The sequence below is a fragment of the Candidatus Saccharimonadia bacterium genome (assembly GCA_035544015.1).
GTDB lineage: Bacteria > Patescibacteriota > Saccharimonadia > UBA4664 > UBA4664 > UBA5169.
This window is the reverse complement of the sequence record DATKIP010000093.1, coordinates 165,582-184,895: the sequence shown is the minus strand read 5'-3', so window position 1 is coordinate 184,895 and position 19,314 is coordinate 165,582. Positions and strand designations below refer to the sequence as shown.

Annotated in this window: 29 protein-coding genes, 4 tRNA genes and 2 pseudogenes; all 35 read right to left on the bottom strand. The window is 59.2% G+C overall.

Translation table 11 applies throughout. The features are described 5' to 3' along the window. Positions 1-34 precede the first annotated feature (34 nt). Entirely contained in the window at positions 35-934 is a 900-nt protein-coding gene (locus VMT30_07440) for a DMT family transporter (protein HVQ44762.1), read from the bottom strand. 136 nt (positions 935-1,070) lie between these two features. Further along, positions 1,071-1,146 (bottom strand) — tRNA-Trp (locus VMT30_07435). A gap of 49 nt (positions 1,147-1,195) precedes the next feature. Further along, complete coding sequence (locus VMT30_07430) at positions 1,196-2,074, bottom strand: shikimate dehydrogenase (protein ID HVQ44761.1); 879 nt, start codon at positions 2,072-2,074, stop codon at positions 1,196-1,198. A 49-nt stretch (positions 2,075-2,123) separates the two neighbouring features. After that, positions 2,124-2,984, bottom strand: a complete 861-nt coding sequence (locus tag VMT30_07425; GenBank protein ID HVQ44760.1) for a DMT family transporter — start codon at positions 2,982-2,984, stop codon at positions 2,124-2,126. Between the two features lie 61 nt (positions 2,985-3,045). After that, positions 3,046-3,207, bottom strand: coding sequence for a 50S ribosomal protein L33 (gene rpmG / locus VMT30_07420; protein ID HVQ44759.1), 162 nt, complete (start codon positions 3,205-3,207; stop codon positions 3,046-3,048). Next, positions 3,207-3,404, bottom strand: a complete 198-nt coding sequence (locus VMT30_07415) for a PspC domain-containing protein (protein HVQ44758.1) — start codon at positions 3,402-3,404, stop codon at positions 3,207-3,209. Before VMT30_07415 ends, rpmG begins: the two co-directional genes overlap by 1 nt. Before the next feature lie 37 nt (positions 3,405-3,441). Beyond that, a tRNA-Thr gene (locus tag VMT30_07410) sits at positions 3,442-3,516 on the bottom strand. A 6-nt stretch (positions 3,517-3,522) separates the two neighbouring features. Further along, positions 3,523-3,608, bottom strand: a tRNA-Tyr gene (locus tag VMT30_07405). Positions 3,609-3,617: 9 nt separating this feature from the next. After that, positions 3,618-3,692 (bottom strand) — tRNA-Thr (locus tag VMT30_07400). An 83-nt stretch (positions 3,693-3,775) separates the two neighbouring features. Continuing rightward, a complete protein-coding gene (locus VMT30_07395) occupies positions 3,776-4,408 on the bottom strand; it encodes a tetratricopeptide repeat protein (GenBank protein ID HVQ44757.1) in 633 nt (210 codons plus the stop codon). Further along, the gene (locus VMT30_07390; GenBank protein ID HVQ44756.1) at positions 4,405-5,304 is read right to left on the bottom strand and encodes a hypothetical protein; all 900 of its coding nucleotides are present in this window, start codon (positions 5,302-5,304) and stop codon (positions 4,405-4,407) included. The genes VMT30_07395 and VMT30_07390 overlap by 4 nt, the downstream gene beginning before the upstream one ends. Then, on the bottom strand, positions 5,301-6,227 hold the full coding sequence (locus VMT30_07385; GenBank protein ID HVQ44755.1) for an RluA family pseudouridine synthase: 927 nt from the start codon (positions 6,225-6,227) through the stop codon (positions 5,301-5,303). Before VMT30_07385 ends, VMT30_07390 begins: the two co-directional genes overlap by 4 nt. Continuing rightward, on the bottom strand, positions 6,224-7,219 hold the full coding sequence (locus tag VMT30_07380) for a TrkA family potassium uptake protein (protein HVQ44754.1): 996 nt from the start codon (positions 7,217-7,219) through the stop codon (positions 6,224-6,226). Before VMT30_07380 ends, VMT30_07385 begins: the two co-directional genes overlap by 4 nt. 457 nt (positions 7,220-7,676) lie before the next feature. Continuing rightward, a pseudogene (locus VMT30_07375) lies at positions 7,677-7,952 on the bottom strand (WhiB family transcriptional regulator). A 99-nt stretch (positions 7,953-8,051) separates the two neighbouring features. Next, a complete protein-coding gene (gene thrC, locus VMT30_07370; protein HVQ44753.1) occupies positions 8,052-9,362 on the bottom strand; it encodes a threonine synthase in 1,311 nt (436 codons plus the stop codon). Positions 9,363-9,366: 4 nt separating this feature from the next. Continuing rightward, positions 9,367-9,765: a 30S ribosomal protein S9 gene (gene rpsI / locus VMT30_07365; protein HVQ44752.1), complete on the bottom strand. Its 399-nt coding sequence runs from the start codon at positions 9,763-9,765 to the stop codon at positions 9,367-9,369. Then, positions 9,765-10,199 (bottom strand): 50S ribosomal protein L13, encoded by a 435-nt coding sequence (gene rplM / locus VMT30_07360; protein HVQ44751.1) that lies wholly within the window; start codon positions 10,197-10,199, stop codon positions 9,765-9,767. Before rplM ends, rpsI begins: the two co-directional genes overlap by 1 nt. Beyond that, positions 10,192-10,683 (bottom strand): 50S ribosomal protein L17, encoded by a 492-nt coding sequence (gene rplQ / locus VMT30_07355; protein ID HVQ44750.1) that lies wholly within the window; start codon positions 10,681-10,683, stop codon positions 10,192-10,194. Before rplQ ends, rplM begins: the two co-directional genes overlap by 8 nt. A gap of 1 nt (position 10,684) precedes the next feature. Then, a complete protein-coding gene (locus tag VMT30_07350; GenBank protein HVQ44749.1) occupies positions 10,685-11,623 on the bottom strand; it encodes a DNA-directed RNA polymerase subunit alpha in 939 nt (312 codons plus the stop codon). Between the two features lie 15 nt (positions 11,624-11,638). Beyond that, positions 11,639-12,256, bottom strand: coding sequence for a 30S ribosomal protein S4 (gene rpsD / locus VMT30_07345; GenBank protein ID HVQ44748.1), 618 nt, complete (start codon positions 12,254-12,256; stop codon positions 11,639-11,641). Beyond that, positions 12,256-12,660: a 30S ribosomal protein S11 gene (gene rpsK / locus VMT30_07340; GenBank protein HVQ44747.1), complete on the bottom strand. Its 405-nt coding sequence runs from the start codon at positions 12,658-12,660 to the stop codon at positions 12,256-12,258. The genes rpsD and rpsK overlap by 1 nt, the downstream gene beginning before the upstream one ends. Positions 12,661-12,674: 14 nt before the next feature. After that, on the bottom strand, positions 12,675-13,061 hold the full coding sequence (gene rpsM, locus VMT30_07335; GenBank protein ID HVQ44746.1) for a 30S ribosomal protein S13: 387 nt from the start codon (positions 13,059-13,061) through the stop codon (positions 12,675-12,677). Between the two features lie 3 nt (positions 13,062-13,064). Next, entirely contained in the window at positions 13,065-13,181 is a 117-nt protein-coding gene (gene rpmJ / locus VMT30_07330; protein HVQ44745.1) for a 50S ribosomal protein L36, read from the bottom strand. 20 nt (positions 13,182-13,201) lie between these two features. Further along, positions 13,202-13,465: a translation initiation factor IF-1 gene (gene infA / locus VMT30_07325; protein ID HVQ44744.1), complete on the bottom strand. Its 264-nt coding sequence runs from the start codon at positions 13,463-13,465 to the stop codon at positions 13,202-13,204. A 32-nt stretch (positions 13,466-13,497) separates the two neighbouring features. Beyond that, positions 13,498-14,166: a methyltransferase domain-containing protein gene (locus tag VMT30_07320; GenBank protein ID HVQ44743.1), complete on the bottom strand. Its 669-nt coding sequence runs from the start codon at positions 14,164-14,166 to the stop codon at positions 13,498-13,500. A 7-nt stretch (positions 14,167-14,173) separates the two neighbouring features. Further along, positions 14,174-15,487 (bottom strand): preprotein translocase subunit SecY, encoded by a 1,314-nt coding sequence (gene secY / locus VMT30_07315; protein HVQ44742.1) that lies wholly within the window; start codon positions 15,485-15,487, stop codon positions 14,174-14,176. Positions 15,488-15,597: 110 nt separating this feature from the next. Beyond that, positions 15,598-16,032, bottom strand: a pseudogene (gene rplO, locus VMT30_07310) (50S ribosomal protein L15). Between the two features lie 9 nt (positions 16,033-16,041). After that, positions 16,042-16,545 (bottom strand): 30S ribosomal protein S5, encoded by a 504-nt coding sequence (gene rpsE / locus VMT30_07305; protein HVQ44741.1) that lies wholly within the window; start codon positions 16,543-16,545, stop codon positions 16,042-16,044. Between the two features lies 1 nt (position 16,546). Then, positions 16,547-16,894 (bottom strand): 50S ribosomal protein L18, encoded by a 348-nt coding sequence (gene rplR / locus VMT30_07300; GenBank protein ID HVQ44740.1) that lies wholly within the window; start codon positions 16,892-16,894, stop codon positions 16,547-16,549. Between the two features lie 5 nt (positions 16,895-16,899). After that, on the bottom strand, positions 16,900-17,439 hold the full coding sequence (gene rplF, locus VMT30_07295) for a 50S ribosomal protein L6 (GenBank protein ID HVQ44739.1): 540 nt from the start codon (positions 17,437-17,439) through the stop codon (positions 16,900-16,902). A gap of 1 nt (position 17,440) precedes the next feature. Continuing rightward, positions 17,441-17,827: a 30S ribosomal protein S8 gene (gene rpsH, locus VMT30_07290; GenBank protein HVQ44738.1), complete on the bottom strand. Its 387-nt coding sequence runs from the start codon at positions 17,825-17,827 to the stop codon at positions 17,441-17,443. An 11-nt stretch (positions 17,828-17,838) separates the two neighbouring features. Beyond that, on the bottom strand, positions 17,839-18,024 hold the full coding sequence (locus tag VMT30_07285; protein ID HVQ44737.1) for a type Z 30S ribosomal protein S14: 186 nt from the start codon (positions 18,022-18,024) through the stop codon (positions 17,839-17,841). Then, entirely contained in the window at positions 18,024-18,569 is a 546-nt protein-coding gene (gene rplE / locus VMT30_07280; protein ID HVQ44736.1) for a 50S ribosomal protein L5, read from the bottom strand. Before rplE ends, VMT30_07285 begins: the two co-directional genes overlap by 1 nt. Beyond that, on the bottom strand, positions 18,569-18,946 hold the full coding sequence (rplX, locus tag VMT30_07275; protein ID HVQ44735.1) for a 50S ribosomal protein L24: 378 nt from the start codon (positions 18,944-18,946) through the stop codon (positions 18,569-18,571). Before rplX ends, rplE begins: the two co-directional genes overlap by 1 nt. Further along, the gene (rplN, locus tag VMT30_07270) at positions 18,946-19,314 is read right to left on the bottom strand and encodes a 50S ribosomal protein L14 (protein ID HVQ44734.1); all 369 of its coding nucleotides are present in this window, start codon (positions 19,312-19,314) and stop codon (positions 18,946-18,948) included. Before rplN ends, rplX begins: the two co-directional genes overlap by 1 nt.

Here is a 19,314-nt window from a genome sequence, read left to right as displayed (position 1 = left end):
AAGAAATTCGCAACATTCTAGACCAGGATTCGGATTAATCCAGTGTGCCTTTTTGGGCATTGTAGTGCTGCAAGTACGGTATAGCTGCGGCTGCAACAATACTAGTAATTCCAATCAGAACTACTAGACTAGGTCGTTCGTGGAAGAAAATGACACCGAATAACACACCAAACACAACTTCTAATAAACCCAAAATTCCTGCTGCTCCTGCCTCAATGAGCTTCAGTCCCTTAATAAATGTCCATGAAGCAACCAAAGATGCGACAGCAAATAACAATAAGTAGCCCCATTGTGCGTGCCAGCCAACTGACGGCAGCGGCTCACTGAGCAAGAAAGCCATCGGCACATTCGCGATTACGCCAGAACCCCACACTAATATGGCAGATTGCGACCCGTTATAGGGCACTTTCTTAGTCGTCGCCATGTTGGCTGCAGTCGCTAGCCCAGCCACTAGTGCGCCGGCAAGCGCAAGCCAGCCGCCCAGTTTAATACTCGGGGAAAACACCAGCACAAGGCCAAGTATACCCAGCATCGTTGCTACTAGTTTTTCCTTAGTAAACCGCTCGTTTTCAAACAGCCAGCCGAATATAAACATGCCGATGACGATTCCGATATAAGCAATCGCAAGACTTATGCCGATGCCGGCGTTTAAGACTGCATAATACAGAGGCGCAGACACGAAAATCGATGAAACAACCATCGTCGTTAGCCATTTACGGTCACGGCGCCAGTTAATTTTTTGCAGTTCTCGGCGCACCATGGCGACAACGATTAAACCACCTAATACCGATACGCAGCGTAGAGCGCTAGCCGTAAAGCTACCAAAAAAGTCGCCCATAAGTGTTGTCCAGACGCCATAAGTGGCATAAAAAACCGACGACAGTACTATCAGGCTCGCGCCGATTGGTGCACGAGATGCTTTTTGGGCTTTCATATTCGCTAATAATACCAAAATTCGATCCGTTCTGTCTGACCCAGTGCCAGGATTCGAACCTTCTAACAGATAAGGAGACCCTATCAGAAACAGAAAATCGAGCCATAAAGCGCGATTAACAGATACAAATAAGACTTGGCAGGGGTGGCAGGGCTCGAACCCACGACACACGGTTTTGGAGACCGTTGCTCTACCAACTGAGCTACACCCCTATGGTGCGTTTGGATAACTGGTATATTGTACTGAAAATGCGGGTTTTCGTCACGCGCGGGCGGGTGTGGGGCTGCTCAGGACCTGGGCCATGACGTCGTGGAGGTGCTCGAGTTGCTCTGGTGTGGGCTCGGTGCCGAGGTTGGTCCAGAGGTTGAACGACGGGTGGCCCTGGTAGAGGGTCCACCAGATGCCGTCGACGGTGCGGGCGCCGGCCTGTTTGGTGGCCTGGAGAAACGGGGTTTGCACGGGCTCGAAGACGGCGTCGGCGGCGATGGCGTGGTTGAGTGATAGGCTGCTGAGACGGTTGAGGTCGAATGGGGCCGGGGCTTGGCCGGTCATGCCGGTGGAGGTGGCGTTGTAGATGACGGCGGCGGTAGCGAGAGCGGATTCGAGGTGGTGGTCGTAGGGGTGGAGCGTGATGCCGAGCTCGGCTGCGCGGGTCTGGAGATCTTGGGTTTTGGCGTCGGTGGGTTCTTCGTAGAAGGCGCGGATGTCGGTGAAGCCGAGCTGTTTGGCGGCGTAGATAACGGCGCGCGCGGCTCCGCCGGTGCCGAGTACCACGAAGGTGCCGCCCGGGGTGACGCCGGCTCGCTTGAGGGCGCCGTACGCGCCTTGCCAGTCGGTGTTGAAGCCGAGCCGGCGGCCATCCTGCAGCACGTAGGTGTTGACGGCGCCGATGAACTGGGCGGCCTCGTCGGGCTTCACTAGCTTCATGGCGTCGATTTTGTAGGGCAGGGTGATGTTGCCGCCGATGAAGCCGAGCTGCTCCAGCTGGTCGAAGGCGCGGGAGAGGTTTTGGGCCGTGACATCAATTTTGAGATAGGCAAAATCGTTTGGTCCGAGGCCGGCCATGCGAGCGAGTTCGCCGTAGAGGACCGGCGAAGCACTGTGGTTGACGGGGTGCCCGATCAGGGCGGCGTAGAGCATGTTTTTCCTTAAAAAGCGATGCTTAGCGTAGCACGATTTGAGCCTAAGCTCAATGGCCAGTGAGGCGGCCGAGCAAAATCAGGGTGAGTCCGGCGAGGGCAATGAGCGTAGCGGTGATTTTTTCGCGTAGTTGGGTGCGTTCGCGCAGGATGAAAATGCCAAACAGCACCGTGAGGGGCACACTCATACCAGAAACGTAATTGGTGACGGCCAAGGAGCCGTATTTGAGCGCGAGCAGGTAGCCCCAGGCCGACATGGTGCGCAACACGAGCAATTGCAGCGTGTGGCCGTCGAGCGCGGCGACGACGTGCGGAAGGCGGATGCGTCGGCGGTAGACGATAATCCACAGAATGGCGGTAGCGATCCCGCCGGAGATGACGATGTAGGGCATGAAGCCGACGTTGACGATATTGAACTTCTCGAGCGTAGCGTGGAGTGAGAAAAATAACGTGATGAGTACGCCATACACGATCGGGCGGCTGGCGTAGCGGCGCTCGCGATGAAGATTGAGGGCGATAATGCTGGCGAAGATGATGAAGCCGCCGAGGAGTTGTATCTGGGTGGGCAGTTCGCCCAGAAAAATTAGACCGAGGATGGTGGTAAATAAGAGCCGCAGGCTGAAAATGATCGTAAACACCGAGGCTTCGAGATACTTGAGGGCCATAATGCCGAAAAACTGAATGCCTACGATAAACAATCCGTTGAGCAGCAGCGAGCCCCATTGCCACGCCTGCAGGTGAAGATTAACCCCGCTGTAAGCGGCCAGCGCGAGGGAGGGCAGAAACACCGCCGTTTGCATGAGAGCGGCGAGCAGGGTCTTGTCGATGGAGCTGAGGGCGCTTTTGCGCAAATAGAGCGCGTAGCCAACGATCCCGATGAGGTGGATCGAAAGGAGAAGAATCCAAAGCATATCCATGATCATAGCACCAAAAAGGACCGCAACTGCAGCCCCTTGTAGATTGGCGAAGCCGTTATTTAGCTTCTTTGAAGAGCACTACTTTGCGCAACAGCTTGGAATATTTCCGGGCCGTGATGCGGGCGGTGGTGTTTTTGGGGTTTTTGGAGGTGGTGTAGACCATAGTGGGGTCTTCCTCGGAACGCAGCGTGATGAACGGACGGTTGCGCTTGGGCATTACTTTACTTCTCCTTCTTTGGGGGTGATGGCTGAGGCGATGAGATAAACCAGGAAGCCTGGCACCACACCCGTCATGATGACAACGGTCAGCACCAGCAAACGCACGATGGTGACGTCAACCTCAAAATAGTCGGCCAGCCCGGCGCAGAGGCCGGTGAGTTTTTTATCGTGTTGGTTGAGTACGAGGCGCTTCATGGAGCTTTCGATTAATCCTAAAGTTTGTATTACTAAATGGAGCCCAAGCAGGGGATTGAACCCTGGACCCCTTCCTTACCATGGAAGTGCTCTACCACTGAGCTACTTGGGCCTAAACTGGTGCCGGGTGAGAGATTCGAACTCCCGAAGGCTAATGCCAGCTGATTTACAGTCAGCCCTCGTTGGCCACTTGAGTAACCCGGCAGGGTAAAATGGAGCCGACGACAGGAATCGAACCCGCAACCTACAGTTTACAAAACTGTTGCTCTACCGTTGAGCCACGTCGGCACGATTACTCCATCGCTATCACGCATTTACTCACGTGTTGAGCATTTTCAACTTGGATATAGTAACAGCTTAATGCTCGGCTTTCAAGGCTTTTGAGCAGGTTGGAGAGCAGAATCGAGATCGTGAATGTGCTGGTAGGTGGTCTCGGCGTCGGTCTTGCGGCCGGCCTCGTCGTAGGCCTCGGCCAGGCGCTGGAGGGTGCGGGCCGAGGGATCAAGCTCGGCGGCGTGCTCGAAGGCCTCGATGGCGGCGGCCAGATTGTGCAGTTTGAGCTGGGCTTTGCCGAGGCCAACGTAGCGCTGGGTGTGGGGTTCGAACATAATGGCTTTCTCGTAGGCAGCGATTGATTTGATGTAGTTGCGATTATCATAGAACGCGAGGGCTAAATTCTGGAATGAGCTGCCCGATGGTCGAAGCCTAGCGGAAATAGTGAAGCATTCGATGGCGTCGGGCATGTTTTTTTGGGTGGAGTAGATAATGCCGAGGTGAACGTAGGCGGTAACGTTTTTGTGGTCGAGTTTGAGCACGTTGAGGTAGGCTTTTTCGGCGGCGAGCCATTTGCGCTCGGTATAGAGCCGGTCGGCGTACGAGGCGAGCTGAGCTAGCTGCGCGTTGGGGCGTTTGGGAGCGAGTACCGGCGCCGGGCCTTGGCTGAGCGCGGCCAATTGTCGCTGCAAGACGAGCCAACTGCCGACTACGATGGTGAGCTCGATCACTGGCCAAGCTCCAGCATGAGCCGCTCGAGCGCGACCCGCGGCGCCATTTTGGCCTGGAGCCCGCGGCGGAAGCGCTCGAGGGCGCCGAGTTGGACGGCGGCTTGCGCGGGGCCGAGCGTGCCGTTTGCAGTGGCGGCGATGAGGCGGCGATGGAGGGCGGAGCCGAATTGCTCCAGATCGGTACCCGGTGCGGCCAATCGGGCGGCTAGGAGCAGGCGTTCAAACAGGCTGTGCGACGCAATGGCATCGGCTTGGCGCGTAAGCTCGAGGAGTGCCTGCGCAGTTTCGGGGTGCTCGACGAGCGCGATGGCGGTACCGGGCGCTCCCCCGGCGGCGGTCGCGAGCTGCTGGGCGGTGGCTCCGGGGACGCCATGGGTACTCGTGAGCAGGGTGGCAACGGCCGTTTCGCCGGGTGCTACAAAATGCACTAGGCGGCAGCGCGAGCGCACTGTGAGCAGTAATGCCTCCACCCGGGTGGTGGTGAGGATGATGAGGGTGGCTGGAGGTGGTTCTTCGAGGAGCTTCAGGAGGGCGTTTTGGGCTTCGGGAGTGAGCAGCTGAGCGTCGGGGATACCGACCATCCGCACGGCGGCCGCGCGATAGGGCCGTAGCCCCAGCTCGGCGGTGAGACCGCGAACGGCCTCGATGCCCAGACTGGCCTTGTCGCCGCGGTCGAGCCACAACAGATCGGGGAAGTTGCCGGCGACGATCGCGCGGCAGTGGGCGCAGGGGCCGGCCTCGTCGCCGAGGCAGTTGAGGCGCATAGCGAGCTCGCGGACGGCTGCGGACTTGCCGAGACCCGGCGCGCCATGAAATATGGCGCTGCCACCCGCGGCGCCGGCGAAGGTGGCAAGATTGGCAGCGGTGTGCGGGTGAAGGAGGAGTTTCGTCGTCATAACTGGTCTCCCGTGGGACTGGGCGCGGCTTCGGCGGATGATTCTAGGCGGGCAAGCGCGGCGGCGAGGTCCGTGGGCAGTGGGCTGTGGAGTTGGAGCTCCCGGCCCGAGGGAGCGGTAAATTGGAGCCCGGCGGCATGCAGAAATTGCCGTCGCAGGCCGAGGGGCCGCCGCGGGACGCCGTAGGCGGTATCGCCGGCCACAGGGTGCCCCAGAGCGGCAAAGTGAACCCGCAGCTGGTGTGTGCGGCCGGACTGCGGCTGGGCTTCTAGGAGCGCAAATCCTGGAAAGCTGCGCACCAGCCGGTAGCTGGTAGCGGCTTCGCGGCCGCCGCTCACCACGGTCTGCCGCAATGGATGTGCTGGGTGGCGGCCTAACGGCAGCTTGATAGTGGCCTCCTCGTGCGACGGCAGCCCTACTACGAGTAGTTGGTAGGTCTTGTGTATCTGGCGGCGCTTGAAGGCGTCCTGCAGAAAGGCTTTGGCTTCGAGGGTTTTGGCAATAATGAGCAGACCGGATGTATCACGATCGAGCCGGTGCACAATGCCCGGCCGCTCGGCATCGGGATCGGTGGTGCGGGGGCGGGCAAAGTCGGCCACGCTGGCGGCCTGGCCACTGCCGGCGCCGGGATGCACGAGGAGGCCGGCCGGTTTGTCGACTACGAACAGGTCGTCGTCTTCGTAGATGATGGGCAGATCGGGCGCTGAGGGGCGGCCGGTTGGCGCGGAGGTCTCCCCTACCGTGAGTTTGTCCCCCGCCTGCACTGCGTAGCTTGCGCGCTGGGGGCGATCATTTACCAGCACCAACCCGGCTTTCACCAGCCGCTGGATCTGGCTCCGGGGGCGTGTGGTTTGCTGCGCTAAATACACATCGAGCCGCTCGTTGGCGGCTCTGGGGGTGACGGTAAAGGCCTCCAGAGTCATCTGATGAGCTCCGAGGCTCGTGTGAGGTCGCGTTTGGCTCCAAGTATGATGAGCCGGTCGCCGGGGTATATGACCTCCTTGCCGGTAGGTCGCACGCGGCTTGTGCCATCGATGCCGTTGATAGCGATGACGGTGGCTCCGATTTCGCCTTCGGCTAGGGTTTTTCCGAGGCGATGGCCGGCTAGTTGCGAGTGCTCCCCCACTACCATTTCTTCGACTTCGAGCTCGGTAAGGCCGTTTTTGCCCGTCATGACGTCCATGTAGTCGACCACGTTCGGGCGTAACGCCATGGAGGCCATGTGGTAGCCACCGATCTGATATGGCATGGCAACACGATTGGCGCCGGCGTGCTTGAGCTTGATTTCATTCTCGGGGCGGTTGGCGCGGGCCACAATGTAGAGGTTGGGGTTGAGCGAGCGGGCCGCCAGCACCACAAACAGGTTGAGGGAATCTTCGCCCAAGCAGGCTACGAGGCCGGCGGCTTTTTGAATGCCTACCGACGTGAGCACTTCTTCGACCGTGCTATCGAGGGCGAGAGCCATCTGGCCGCGCCCCAACGCATCAGCCACTTTGCCCTCGTCGCGGTCGAGTCCCACAAATGATACGCCTTCGTGCATCATTTCGCCTGCGACTTGCGCGCCGACTCGGCCGAGTCCACACACGATGTAATGGTTTTTTAGTTTTTCGACTTTTGCCTGCACTCTCAACCTGCGTACGTTATCACTAAGGCCCATCATATATTCGGCCAGCCACTTAAGTAAATACGCAACCAGTCCAAGACTCGAGATAATGAGGAGGATTACGAGCAGACGGGACGGGGTATCGGTGAACCCGTAGTGATCGTAATGGGTAAGCAGAATGATAAATGTCTCATAAATAGCTTCACCCACCGACAAGTGAGCGAAGTGCGAAAAACCGAGAGTACCAAGCAATCCGATACTGACGGCGAAAATGATAAGGCCGCGGATGGTCCGCTGATTGTGCTGATTCACTGGAGTAATTATAGCGCTTATGGCTGAGGTACGGAATAACGCTCGGGCGCCGCCGGTTCCTGTCCTTTGTGAGAACAAGAACCGGCGGACGTGGTTAGCCGGATAGGCTAGTTTCCCGGGTGACGACGGGTTGGGAGTGGAGGGTGATGCGGGAGGGATGTGGACCGAAGCCGCGCCTAAACGTGATCAGTCCCTGGGCTTCTAGGCTGGCGATGGCGGCTCGGAATGTAACGGTCGCGACGTGGAGTTTTTTGGCCGTCGCGACCGTACTCATCATCTGCTCCTGGTTCGGCGGGTAGCAGTCTCGCAAGAATTCCAGCACGGCCTGATCGCGCCCACTTTGTGAGCCACGCGGGATCAATGACGGTGGCCGTGGAGGCTTGGCTGGCGGCGGGTTTTCGTCCTGGACCGGAGCCGGTTCGGGTGGGTATTCGGGCAGACGGGCGTCTACTTCGCCTTCGTGGCGGCGACGGGCAACATCTAGCACGTCTCGCCAGCTGCGAACACCGGGGTTTAGCCGCAACACTGCTCGGCGCTCGCGCTCGGTCTTGCCACCCCAGACGCCAAATTCGACGCGGTTGTCGAGAGCATCGGCCAAGCATTCAGTTCGAACCGGACAGCCGAGACAGACCAGCTTGACGCGATTCTGGGCCGCTCCTTGGGCAAACATGGTGTCCGTTTCGGTAGTTTTGCAGGCGGCGCGACGGGGCCACCTTGCATCCCATTTGGTCATAGCTGTCCCACCCCCGTGAGTTGTGAAGGTCACCAAGAATTCATCCAGCGGCAGGGCTGCTAGAAGCAGGATTATTATACCATTAACTGTAGCGCTTAGCTATAAGGTGGAGGGCGCGTGCGGCGAGACGGACGCGAGCACGTCGAGTAGGGCTTGATAGCTGTTTGGCATGGCCTGGAAGCGCACCGGGATGTGCTGCAATTGTTGCAAAAGTTGGGTGTTGTCGACTGGAATGCCGCACAGGGCTTCGATTTCGCTGGCGAATTTTTGCGGGGCGGCAGTGGCCACGATCACATCGGTGGCGGCTGCGGCCGGGTGGGCGTCGCTGGCGGCCCAGGCTACGGCGGTGTGCGGATCGAGAAGATAGTGGTGCTCCGTCCATACCTTTTGGATGGTGGCGATAATTTCGGCATCGGTGATGGTGGCCCCGGTGACGGCGGCGGTGAGCTGGCTATGGTGGTCGCCAAAGACCTGAGCGAGACGCGGGAGGTTGCCCGGGCGGCCCACGTCCATGGCATTGGCGAACGTGGCCTGCACCGGACGAGTGCCGGCCTCGGGCGACTGGAGATAGCGGTGGAGCAGGTTGTTGGCGTTGTTGGCCGCTAAGAATGAGGTGATCGGCGCGCCCATGGCGCGAGCGAGGGTGCCGGCGGTGAGGTTGCCGAGGTTGCCAGAGGGTACCACGAAGCGCAGCGGCCGGTGGAGGCCGCCGGCTGCCAGCGACCCGGTAACGTAGTAGGTTATCTGGGGTAGCAGTCGGCCGATGCTGATGGAGTTGGCCGTGGTGAGGTGGAGCTGGCTAAGTGATGGATCGTTTAGGGCGCGCTTTACCAGGTCTTGGCAGTCGTCGAAGCTGCCTTCTACCTCGAGGCTCGTGATGTTGGCGGCTACTCGGGTGAGTTGTTCGCGTTGGAGCTGGCTAACGCGGCCACGAGGAAATAGCACCACAACATGTGTGTCAGGGATGCCGGCAAATCCCTGGGCGATGGCGCCGCCGGTGTCGCCGCTGGTCGCTACGAGGACGATGCTGGTATGGCCGTTTTCGGCTCCGTAAAAGCCCATAAAGGCGGCCAAGTAGCGAGCGGCGACATCTTTGAAGGCAGCAGTGGGGCCGTGGAACACCTCCAGAACTTCCTTGGGCCCCACCTGTACTACCGGCACCTCGAAGGTGCAGGCTTGGGCGATGATGGAGCGGAGGTTGGCTTCGGCTAGTTCGTCGCCGAGCCAGGCCGAGAGCAACACATAGGCAACTTCGGACGGCGTAGCATCAACTAAGCTCTCGAGCTGCGGGCGCGAGAGCTTAGGGATACGCGTTGGGAAATAGAGACTTCCGTTTTTGGCTAATCCTCGCTCGACGGCCTCCCGAAAGGTGGCGGAGTCGCGGGGGTTACCGAGGGCGTAGAACTTCACTCGACTAGCGCTTGGAGAACTGCGAAGCCTTGCGGGCCTTCTTGAGGCCGGGCTTCATGCGCTCTTTTTCGCGGGGATCGCGGGTGAGGAAGCCGGCTTTCTTGAGGGTGGGGCGCAGGTCTTCGCTCATCACATTGAGGGCGCGGGCGATGGCGAGCTGGGCAGCTTCGGCTTGGCCGCGCTTGCCGCCGCCTTTGACGTGCAGGCTCACGCGGAGCTTTTGCTCCTGGCCGGCCAGCTTGATGGGCTGCTCGACGACGGTTACGAGTGCGTCGTTGTTGAAGTAATCGGCAGCGGTCTTATCGCCGACGACGATTTCGCCCTTGCCGGGGTAGAGCCGTACCGTAGCAATGGCCTCTTTGCGGCGACCACGGGCGTAATGATAGTGGGTAGCGTCAGCCATTAGTTATCTCCAAGTGGTTTAGGGTTCTGGCCCGCGTGCGGGTGTTCGGCGCCGGCGTAGACCTTGAGGCGGCGCAGGCGGTCGTCGGTGAGCTTGTTTTTGGGCAGCATGCCGGTGACGGCTTTTTCGAGGGCCGCGGCCGGGTTGCGGCTAATGAGCTCAGCCAGCGAGGTTTCTTTGATGCCGCCGGGGTAGCCCGAGTGGTGGTAGTATTTTTTGTCGGTCAGTTTGTTGCCGGTGACGGCAATTTGGGCGGCGTTGATGATGACGATGTTGTCGCCGCAGTCGAGGTGGGGGCTAAATTGCACTCTGTGCTTACCCAGCAAATAGGTGGCGACGAGCGTGGCCAGCCGGCCGAGAGTCTTGCCCTGGGCGTCGATGATGTACCAATCGTGGGTGAGTTCGCTAGGTTTGGGTGAGTAGGTTTTAAGCATTGGGGGCCTCATTGGTGGCGGTGGCGGCTACCGCAGTCTTTTTCGTTGCAGCGGCTTTGGTCTTGGCCGGCGCCTTGGTTTTGGCTTTGGCGGGTGCTGCCGAAGCAACCACAGCCGGCTTGATGTCGTCGAGCACCAATTCCAGGCGAGCCATGGGGGCATTGTCGCCCAGGCGGTTGGCGAGCTTGATGATCCGGGTGTACCCGCCGTGACGGCTTTCGAAGGCCGGCGCGAGTTCCTGGATCATTTTTTGGACGGCGTTTTCGGTAAGCAGTTCACGGCGCAACGAGCGGCCGCCGGCCAAAGTGCCTTTTTTGGCATAGGTTACCAGGCGCTCAAAGGCTGGTGCGACTTCTTTGGCCTTGGGCAGTGTGGTGGTAATGGCTTCGTGAAGCGTAAGCGAGGTGAGCTGCCCGCGCACGAGGGCGCGGCGCGGACCGGCCGCGAGCTGCAATTTCCTTCCTGTGTAACTATGGCGGTGCATACTAGGCTACCTTCTCCGCGTCCGAGATGCCGAGTTCGGCAATTTTTTCTTTGACCTCTTCGTAGGCCTTAGAGCCGAAACCTTTGAGCTCGCGCAGTTCGGTGTCGGACAGCTTGAGGAGGTCCTTGACGGACTTAATGTCGTTATTGATGAGCGCGTTGGTGGTGCGCGGCGAGAGATTGATCTCTTCGATGTTGATCTTGGCTGAGCCGGATTCGGCAGTGCCACCGATGATGGTGCCGGTGTCTTCGGCGGAGAAGTTGCCGGCGACCACGCGGAAGTGATCCACGAGGATGTCAGCAGCCTGGCGGATGGCCTCGGCTGGGGTGATGGTGCCGTCGGTCTCGATTTCCATAACGAGGCGGTCGAGGTCGGTCATCTGGCCGACGCGGGTGTTTTCGACGTTGTAGCGCACGCGGACGACCGGTGAGTAGAGCGCGTCGACGGCGATCATGCCGACTTCGAGCTTCTCGGCTTCGCGGTTCTCGACCGGCACGTAGCCGCGGCCCTTTTCGACCTTGATTTCCATACCGAGCTTGGTCTTGTCGGTGTCGAGAGTGGCGATGACCTGGTCGGGGTTAACGATCTCGACGTCGGCGGTGGTCTTGATGTCACCAGCCTTTACCTCGCCTTTGCCGGAGGCGGTGAGCACGAGGAACTGCGGCTCGTCGGAAAATACGCGGAAGCGGAGTTTCTTGAGGTTGAGGATGATCTCGACGACGTCTTCCTTGACGCCTTCGATCGTAGAGAATTCGTGGGCAACGCTGTCGATCTTGACGGCCGTGACGGCGGCGCCACCAAGGCTCGAGAGGATGACGCGGCGCAGACTGTTGCCGAGCGTCATGCCGTAGCCGGAGTGCAGCGGTTCGACCGCGAAGGTGGCCTTGTTGCCGTCTTCGCGTGTGGGCTTGAGCTCAGGGAGCTGAATCGGGTGTAACACTTAATTAGTCCTTCCTTACCTTGAGTAAAATTCGATAATAAGCTGTTCATGGATCTCTTCGGTAATGTCCTCGCGGGCAGGGAGCCCGGTGACTTTTCCGGAGAGTTTTTTGGCATCGAAGCTGAGCCACCGCACCTGGGCGGAAGAACCGCCGAGGTCAGTACCGAGCTGTTTGAAGTAGGCGTTTGCAGCACTCTTGGGCCGCACAGAAAATTCGTCGCCGGGTTTGAGGATGATGGAGGGGATGTCGACGCGGCGGCCGTTGAGCATGAAATGGCCGTGGGTGACGAGCTGACGAGCCGATTGGCGGCTGGGGGCGATGCCGAGGCGGTAGACGGCGTTGTCGAAGCGCTGCTCGAGCAAGGTGAGCATGATGTCGCCGGAGTTACCGGTGCGGCGCTCGGCCTCGTGGACGACTTTGGCAAATTGCTTTTCGAGCAAGCCGTACATGCGTTTGACCATCTGCTTTTGGCGTAGCTGGAGCGAGTACTGGCTGGGCTTGGAGCGGCCAGCGTTGGGACCGTGCTGACCCGGCTTGTAGGGGTGCTTGGTGATGCCCTTGATGGCCTTGGGGTGCAAGGCCACGGCTTCGCGGCGGCTGAGCTTAACGATCGGGGTAAGGTTGCGTGCCATTAGACTCTCCTTGCCTTTCGCGGTCGGCAGCCGCCGTGCGGAATGCCGGTGACGTCCTTAATGCTTGTGACGGCGATGCCCATGGTGGTGAGGGCGCGGATAGCCGACTCGCGGCCACTGCCGACGCCGTTGACGAGCACGTCAACTCGAGTGAGGCCGTAATCTTTGGCGGCAGTTGCGGCGCGCTCGGCGGCGGTTTGCGCAGCGTAGGGCGTGCTTTTGCGACTGCCCTTGAAGCCACTGGAGCCGGAGCTGGCCCACGATAGTGCGTTGCCGCGCTCGTCGGTAAACGTCACGATAGTATTGTTGAACGTGGCCTGTACGTGCATCTGACCAGTAGCAACCGAACGCTTGATCTTGCGCCGGCGGGCAGTGGACGTGGTTTTGGGGGTTGGTTTCGCCATCATCTGAATATTCCTTACGTCTTAGATGCCGCTTTTTTACGACCGGAGCCCATGGTGACCTTGCGGCCGCGCTTGGTGCGGGCGTTGGTCTTGGTGCGCTGACCCCGGACCGGCAGGTTGGCCTTGTGGCGCAAACCGCGGTACGAGTTGATTTCTTTGAGCCGCTTGATGTTGAGACTGATTTCGCGCTGGAGGTCACCTTCGACCCGGTAATTCTTGTCGATGAGCTCACGGAGCTTGGAGATTTCGGGCTCGGTGAGGTCCTTGACTCGCGTGTCGGGGTTGATGCCAGTGGTGGCTAAAATTTTGCGGCTAGTGGTGGGACCAATACCAAAAACGTAGGTGAGGGCGATTTCGACTCGCTTTGCCTCGGGAATGTTGACGCCGGAAATACGTGCCACGTGCTAACCCTGCCTCTGCTTATGACGGGGCTTCACTTCGCAAATCACACGCACCACGCCTTCGCGTTTGATGACTTTGCAGCGGGCGCAGATTGGTTTGACGCTGGCGCGTACTTTCACGGGGGTGTCCTCGTCGTTAATTATTTATGCCGGAACGTGATACGGGCCTTGGTAAGGTCGTACGGTGTCATTTCCAGAGTCAACCGGTCGCCTGGGATGATGCGGATATAGTGCATCCTCATTTTGCCAGATATGTGCGCTAACACAATGTGGCCGTTCTCGAGCTCTACCTTAAAAAGGGCGTTTGGTAGAGACTCAAGGACGGTGCCTTCGAGCTCAATTACTTCCTTTGTGGCTCGCTTGCCGGGGCGTTCCGGCCTTGTGGGTTTCTTCTTGACTGGCATATATGACTACAGTTGTCGATTATAGATAAATCTTAGTGGGTTGTAAAGGCTTTTGTATCTGTTTCGGGGATTTTTGCTCCTGGGTTGGATTTGCGGGCTATCACCCGCAACCAGATAGTGTCGGGTCGGTGGGGGTATGATCCGCTTTCGAGCTGGATTATTTCGAAGTTTGCCGACTTCACAAGCTCGGCCAGGGGGTCGGCTGTCCAATAGTGAAAGTAGCGTTTGGCGCCTAGTTTGTCGGTATTCCAACCCGCACCGCTACCTTGTTTGACCGTAAATGCTAGGATGCCATCGCTGGCGAGGGCCGTGTGGGCTTTGCGGAGCACCTCTGCGAGCTGTTGGGGCGTGAAGTGCAGTACGACAGCATTGGCGTATACGGCGTCGTAGGGACCACCAAAATCATCGGCGAGGGCGTCGAGCCGATGAGCCGCCTGCGCTTGGGCTGCGAGCAGGTCGACGAAGCCGGTGACGGCATCGGTTCGCACGACGCGAAAGCCGTGAGCCTCAATATAATCGGCGTCCCGGCCAAAGGCGGTGCCGAGTTCGAGAATGGTGCCGCCGCGCGCAATATGGCCAAGCACTTGGTCGAGCCACTTCTGAAACGGCCCGTGCACGGTCTGCGGCGTACCTTCGATGTAGGCCTGAAGATTATCTTCGTAAGCCTGGAGCGTGAGGCGGTTGTTGCTCGCGTCGGCCATGTTTGCCCTAATACTGTTCGTAGGAGGTGGTGATAGCCTGGGCTTCGAGTTGTTTGAGAGTCTCGAGAGCTACCGAGACCACGATGAGCAGTCCGGTGCCGCCAAAGGTGAGGACCTGGCTATTGGTGAAGGCTTGGCCGATAAACGGCAGTACCGCGATGAAGCCTAGGCCGAACGCGCCGGCCAGAGTGATGCGGTTGACTACCCGCTTGAGGTAGGTTGCGGTTTGGTTGCCGGGACGGATGCCGGGAATGAAGCCACCTTGTTTTTGGAGGTTTTCGGCAATGTCTTTGGGATTGAAGACCACCGAGGTGTAGAAGTAGGTGAAGGCCACCACGAGCACAAAATACGAGACCGCGTACACGACGCCATTGGGGGAAAACCAGCTATTGAGCGTAGATGCGAATTGGGCTACCCAGTGGGTCTTGGCGCTCGTGAGCACCTGGCCGAGCAAACCGGGGATCGAGAGAAACGCGAGCGCAAAGATGATAGGGATAACGCCGGCCGTGATGACGCGCAGGGGCAGATGGGTGTCGACGCCGGCAAAAATACGGTCACCACGGGTGCGTTTGGCGTACGACACGGGGATGTTGCGTGTGCCCTCATTGAGCAGCACTATGAAGGCAATGATGGCGAGGGTGGCGAGTAAGAACCCGATAACGGTGATGATTTTACCCGCATCGCCGGAAGCCAGGCTAGCGAACTGTCCGGCGCTCGTAGGCAGGCGTGAAACGATACCGCAAAAGATGATGAGCGAGATGCCGTTGCCAATCCCCTTTTCGGTGATTATTTCGCCGATCCACATGAGGAGCATAGTGCCGGCGGTGATGGTCGAGACCATGAGGGCCCATTGCAAAGGGTTGGGATGCCCAATGACGTCGGTGTTGGCCACGCGAATCGAGGTTTGCTGAATGAGAAACACCATGCCAAACGACTGCACCAATGCCAGCGGTAGGGTAAGCAGGCGAGTGTATTGGTTGAGCTTGCGGCGGCCTTGCTCACCCTCTTTGGAGAGTGCCTCAAACTGCGGCACCACCTGCTGAAGGAGCTGCATGATGATCGACGCGTTGATATACGGGCCCACGCCCATCATGATGATCGAGAAATTGGCCAGAGCGCCGCCGGAAAAAACGTCAGCGAAACCGAGGACTTTGTTGGAGTTGAAAATGAATTTGAGAAAATTCGACAGCGCGGCATTGTCCGGCACTGGCACCGGCACGTGCGCCAAGAAGCGGAAGATAATTATGAGACCAAGAACCACCAGCACCCTCCGGCGCAGATCTGGGGAACGGTAGATCTGCTTGAGACTGGATAGGTTCATTATGCCTCGGTGTGCTCCTCAGTGGGCTTAGTGTCGGACTTGGCGGTTGGTTTGCCGTCGTCGGCTGCGGGCTGGGGCCGCGTGGCCTTTTTGGGGGTAGCGACGTATTTGATCAACTCGATGGAGCCACCGGCAGCTTCGATGGCGGCTTTGGCTGTCTGACTGACGGCGGTCACTTTGACCACCAATTTCTTGGTAACTTCGCCGGTTCCGAGCAGCTTGATGCGCTCACCGGCTTTCTTGACGAGGCCCGCGGCGGCAAGCGCTGCACCATCGATCGTCGAGCCCGCCTTGAAGCGGTCGAGCGAGCCGAGGTTTACGGTTTGGTACTCGGTGTGAGAAAGAGCGGTGAAGCCGCGCTTTTTGGGCAGACGCTTGGCGAGGGGGTTCTGGCCACCCTCGAAGCCGATGCGGACACCGCCGCCGGTACGGGCGTTTTGGCCCTTGGTACCGCGACCGGCGGTCTTGCCGTAGCCTGAGCCGATACCGCGACCGACGCGCTTTTTATCCTTGGCGGACTGGAGATTGAGTTCGTGAATCTTCATTGCGGGTCCTTATGCGGCAGTGGCTGCCGGCTCCTTCTTGGTCTTGCTCTGCGTTAGCGGCCGGATTTCGCCTTTGAGGCGAGAAAGGGCCAGGGCGGTGGCATAAGCATTGTTTACTTTATTACTTGAGCCGAGTGATTTGGTCAACAGGTCTCGGATGCCGGCTACTTCCACGACATTGCGGACGGCGCCGCCGGCGATAACGCCGGTACCAGCCGAGGCGGGCTTGAGGAGCACGATAGCGCCGGCAAACCGAACCTGGATTTCGTGCGGGATGGTGCGATCTTTGAGCGGCACGGTGATCATTTGGCTTTTGGCACGAGCGACGGCCTTGGCGATAGAGGTCATAACCTCTGAGCCCTTGCCGACGCCGACGCCGACGCGGCCCTTGCCATCGCCGACCACGACGGTGGCGCGGAAGCGGAAGCGACGACCACCCTTCACGACGCGTGCGACGCGGTCGATGGCTATGACCTTTTCTTCGAATTCTTTGGGCTGTTGTTCGATAGCCATGCTAAAACTCCAATCCAGCGTTACGGGCGGCCTCGGCGAGTGCGTGCAGGCGGCCGTGGTAGATGCGGCCGTTGCGGTCGAACACGACCTGCTTAATCTTCTTGGCCTTGGCGGCGGTGGCAATCTTTTCGCCTACCCATACGGCTTTTTCGGTCATCGTGCCTTTGACATCTTGTCCGACGGTCGTGGCGGCGGCGAGCGTGCGGCCGGTAGTGTCATCGATGAGCTGGGCTTGCACGTGGCTGAGGGTGATCTTGACTGACAGACGCGGGCGCGCGGCCACACCCGATACCCGGGAGCGAACGCGGGCGCGGCGGCGGTTGAGTTTGGCTAGTGTTTGATTAATCATAGTTTTTAACCCTTTGTAGCAGTCTTGCCGGCCTTGCGGCGGATCTGCTCCTCTACGTATTTGATACCCTTGCCCTTGTACGGCTCCGGCTTCTTGAGCGCCCGCAGGTTGGCGGCGACTTGGCCGACTTGCTGCTTGTCGAAGCCACTGAGGGTGATGACGTTCTTCTCGATCTTGGCTTCGACCCCCTGTGGCAGGGTAAACACGACTGGGTGCGAGAATCCGAGGCTGAGATTGATGGTGTTACCGGCGACCGCAGCGCGGAAACCGACGCCGTTGATTTCGAGCGCGCGGGTGAAGCCGCTCGAAACGCCCACCACCATGTTGTCGACGAGCGTGCGCATCAGGCCGTATGAGCGGCCAGTTTCGGCGGTTTCTACGGCTCGGGCGAGCGTGAGCGTGGAGCCGTCTTGCTCGATGGTGATACCGGGGAGCACGGTTAGCTCAAGCGCGCCCTTGGGACCGGTGACTTTGACATGCTGGCCATTGAGCTCGACGTTGACGCCGGCCGGCACGATAATTGGTTTTCGTCCAATTCTACTCATGTTACCACACCCTACAGATTAGTTCGCCGCCCAAGCCCTTCTTGCGAGCGTCTCGGCCGGTCATGACGCCACCTGAGGTGGAGACGATGACGAGGCCGCGCCCGCCGAGAACCAGCGGGATATCTTGAGCGCTCGTGTAGACGCGGCGGCCCGGCTTGGACACGCGAATGAGCGAGGTGATGGTGTCGGGGCTGGCCGGGAGCGTCAGCTCGAGCGACTTGAAGCCACCATCCTCAGCCACTTTGACGTCCTCGAGGAAGCCATTAGCGGCCAAGATCTCGGCGACCTGCGCCTTGAGCTTGGAATACGGCATCACCACCAAGCGCTTGTGCGCCGTGTTGGCGTTGCGGATGCGCGTGAGGAGATCGGAAATTGAATCGTTAAACATAGCTTATCTCCTTACCAACTCGCCTTAGTGACGCCGGGGATTTGCCCGCGCGAAGCGAATTCGCGGAAGCATATCCGGCACAGGGCGAATTTACGGATATAACCGCGCGGACGACCACAAACCTGGCAGCGGTTGACTTTGCGGGTCGAAAACTTCGGTTTGCGCGCAGCTTTTACGACTAGTGCTACTCGTGCCATTATGCGTCCTTCCTAAAGGGAAATCCCATTAACTGTAGTAAACGTTTGCCTTCGGCGGCAGTTTTAGCGCTCGTGACCACATTGATCTGCAATCCGTGCGGAGCGCCGGCTTCTTCGAAGGCGATCTGCGGGAAGATGGTGTGATCGGGCAGTCCGAGGCTGTAATTGCCAAATGGATCGAAGGCGGTGGCCGAAATGCCGCGGAAGTCGCGGATGCGGGGCAACACCACGCTCACGAGCAGGTCCACGAACTCTTCGGCGCGAGCCCCGCGCAGCGTGACGGTGGTACCGACCTTGTTGCCTTCGCGCAGCTTGAAGCTGGCGATGCTCTTGCGGGCGATGGTGGTAACGGGGTGCTGACCGGTGATTTTGGCGAGCGTCTCAGCCGCGGCGTCGAGATGCTTGGCATCACTGACTGCGCGACCCACACCGGCACTCACCACGACCTTCTGGATGCGGGGGACTTGGTGAGGATTGGTGTACTTGAACTCATCTTTGAGTGCCGGTACGGCGGTTTTCTGGTATTTTTCGCTTAATCTATTCATTACTTCTTACCTGCTTTGCTAGGTGATGGGGACTTTTTGGCGGGTTTGGTCTCGGCCTTCTTGGCGGCTTTGTCGTGATTGGCGCTCACCTTGAAGATGCGCTCCTTGGTGCCGTCGGGCTTGATCTGGTAACCAACGCGAGCCGGTTTGCCGGAGGCGGGGTCGAGCACCATGACCTTGGAGGCGTCGATAGGCTTGGTGATGTCCAGGATGCCGCCGCGCGGGAGTTTCTGCGAGGGCTTGGTGTGGCGCTTTACCACGTTGATGTTCTCGACCACAATCTTGTTTTGCGCGGGGAGTACGGCCATAACGGTGCCGGTTTTGCCCTTGTCGCGGCCGGTGATCACGATGACTTTATCGTCTCTACGGAGTTTCATTACAGCACCTCCGGAGCGAGCGAGATAATCTTCATATAGCCACCGTCGCGCAGCTCGCGGGCAATGGGGCCAAAGATGCGGGTGCCGCGGGGCAGGCCGTCTTTGGTGATGAGTACGGCGGCGTTTTCATCGAAGCGAATGCTGGAGCCGTCGGCGCGCTTGGTGTCTTTGACGGTGCGCACGATGACCGCCCGAACTATTTCTTTTTTCTTGACGCCGGCACCGGGCAAGGCCGACTTGACGCTGGCGGTGATGATGTCGCCAACGTGGGCGTAGCGACGGCGTGAGCCACCGAGCACCTTGATGCACAAGATGTCCTTGGCGCCGGAGTTGTCGGCTACTTTGAGTCTGGTTTCTGCCTGAATCAT

Bases quoted from the DNA above. Each gene is read 5' to 3' on its own strand.
- VMT30_07440 (HVQ44762.1), bottom strand. From the start codon at position 934: ATGAAAGCCCAAAAAGCATCTCGTGCACCAATCGGCGCGAGCCTGATA.
- VMT30_07430 (HVQ44761.1), bottom strand. From the start codon at position 2,074: ATGCTCTACGCCGCCCTGATCGGGCACCCCGTCAACCACAGTGCTTCG.
- VMT30_07425 (HVQ44760.1), bottom strand. From the start codon at position 2,984: ATGCTTTGGATTCTTCTCCTTTCGATCCACCTCATCGGGATCGTTGGC.
- rpmG (HVQ44759.1), bottom strand. From the start codon at position 3,207: ATGCCCAAGCGCAACCGTCCGTTCATCACGCTGCGTTCCGAGGAAGAC.
- VMT30_07415 (HVQ44758.1), bottom strand. From the start codon at position 3,404: ATGAAGCGCCTCGTACTCAACCAACACGATAAAAAACTCACCGGCCTC.
- VMT30_07390 (HVQ44756.1), bottom strand. From the start codon at position 5,304: ATGACGACGAAACTCCTCCTTCACCCGCACACCGCTGCCAATCTTGCC.
- VMT30_07385 (HVQ44755.1), bottom strand. From the start codon at position 6,227: ATGACTCTGGAGGCCTTTACCGTCACCCCCAGAGCCGCCAACGAGCGG.
- rpsI (HVQ44752.1), bottom strand. From the start codon at position 9,765: ATGGCTGACGCTACCCACTATCATTACGCCCGTGGTCGCCGCAAAGAG.
- rplM (HVQ44751.1), bottom strand. From the start codon at position 10,199: ATGCTTAAAACCTACTCACCCAAACCTAGCGAACTCACCCACGATTGG.
- rplQ (HVQ44750.1), bottom strand. From the start codon at position 10,683: ATGCACCGCCATAGTTACACAGGAAGGAAATTGCAGCTCGCGGCCGGT.
- rpsD (HVQ44748.1), bottom strand. From the start codon at position 12,256: ATGGCACGCAACCTTACCCCGATCGTTAAGCTCAGCCGCCGCGAAGCC.
- rpsK (HVQ44747.1), bottom strand. From the start codon at position 12,660: ATGGCGAAACCAACCCCCAAAACCACGTCCACTGCCCGCCGGCGCAAG.
- infA (HVQ44744.1), bottom strand. From the start codon at position 13,465: ATGCCAGTCAAGAAGAAACCCACAAGGCCGGAACGCCCCGGCAAGCGA.
- VMT30_07320 (HVQ44743.1), bottom strand. From the start codon at position 14,166: ATGGCCGACGCGAGCAACAACCGCCTCACGCTCCAGGCTTACGAAGAT.
- secY (HVQ44742.1), bottom strand. From the start codon at position 15,487: ATGAACCTATCCAGTCTCAAGCAGATCTACCGTTCCCCAGATCTGCGC.
- rpsE (HVQ44741.1), bottom strand. From the start codon at position 16,545: ATGGCTATCGAACAACAGCCCAAAGAATTCGAAGAAAAGGTCATAGCC.
- rplR (HVQ44740.1), bottom strand. From the start codon at position 16,894: ATGATTAATCAAACACTAGCCAAACTCAACCGCCGCCGCGCCCGCGTT.
- rplF (HVQ44739.1), bottom strand. From the start codon at position 17,439: ATGAGTAGAATTGGACGAAAACCAATTATCGTGCCGGCCGGCGTCAAC.
- rpsH (HVQ44738.1), bottom strand. From the start codon at position 17,827: ATGTTTAACGATTCAATTTCCGATCTCCTCACGCGCATCCGCAACGCC.
- VMT30_07285 (HVQ44737.1), bottom strand. From the start codon at position 18,024: ATGGCACGAGTAGCACTAGTCGTAAAAGCTGCGCGCAAACCGAAGTTT.
- rplE (HVQ44736.1), bottom strand. From the start codon at position 18,569: ATGAATAGATTAAGCGAAAAATACCAGAAAACCGCCGTACCGGCACTC.
- rplX (HVQ44735.1), bottom strand. From the start codon at position 18,946: ATGAAACTCCGTAGAGACGATAAAGTCATCGTGATCACCGGCCGCGAC.
- rplN (HVQ44734.1), bottom strand. From the start codon at position 19,314: ATGATTCAGGCAGAAACCAGACTCAAAGTAGCCGACAACTCCGGCGCC.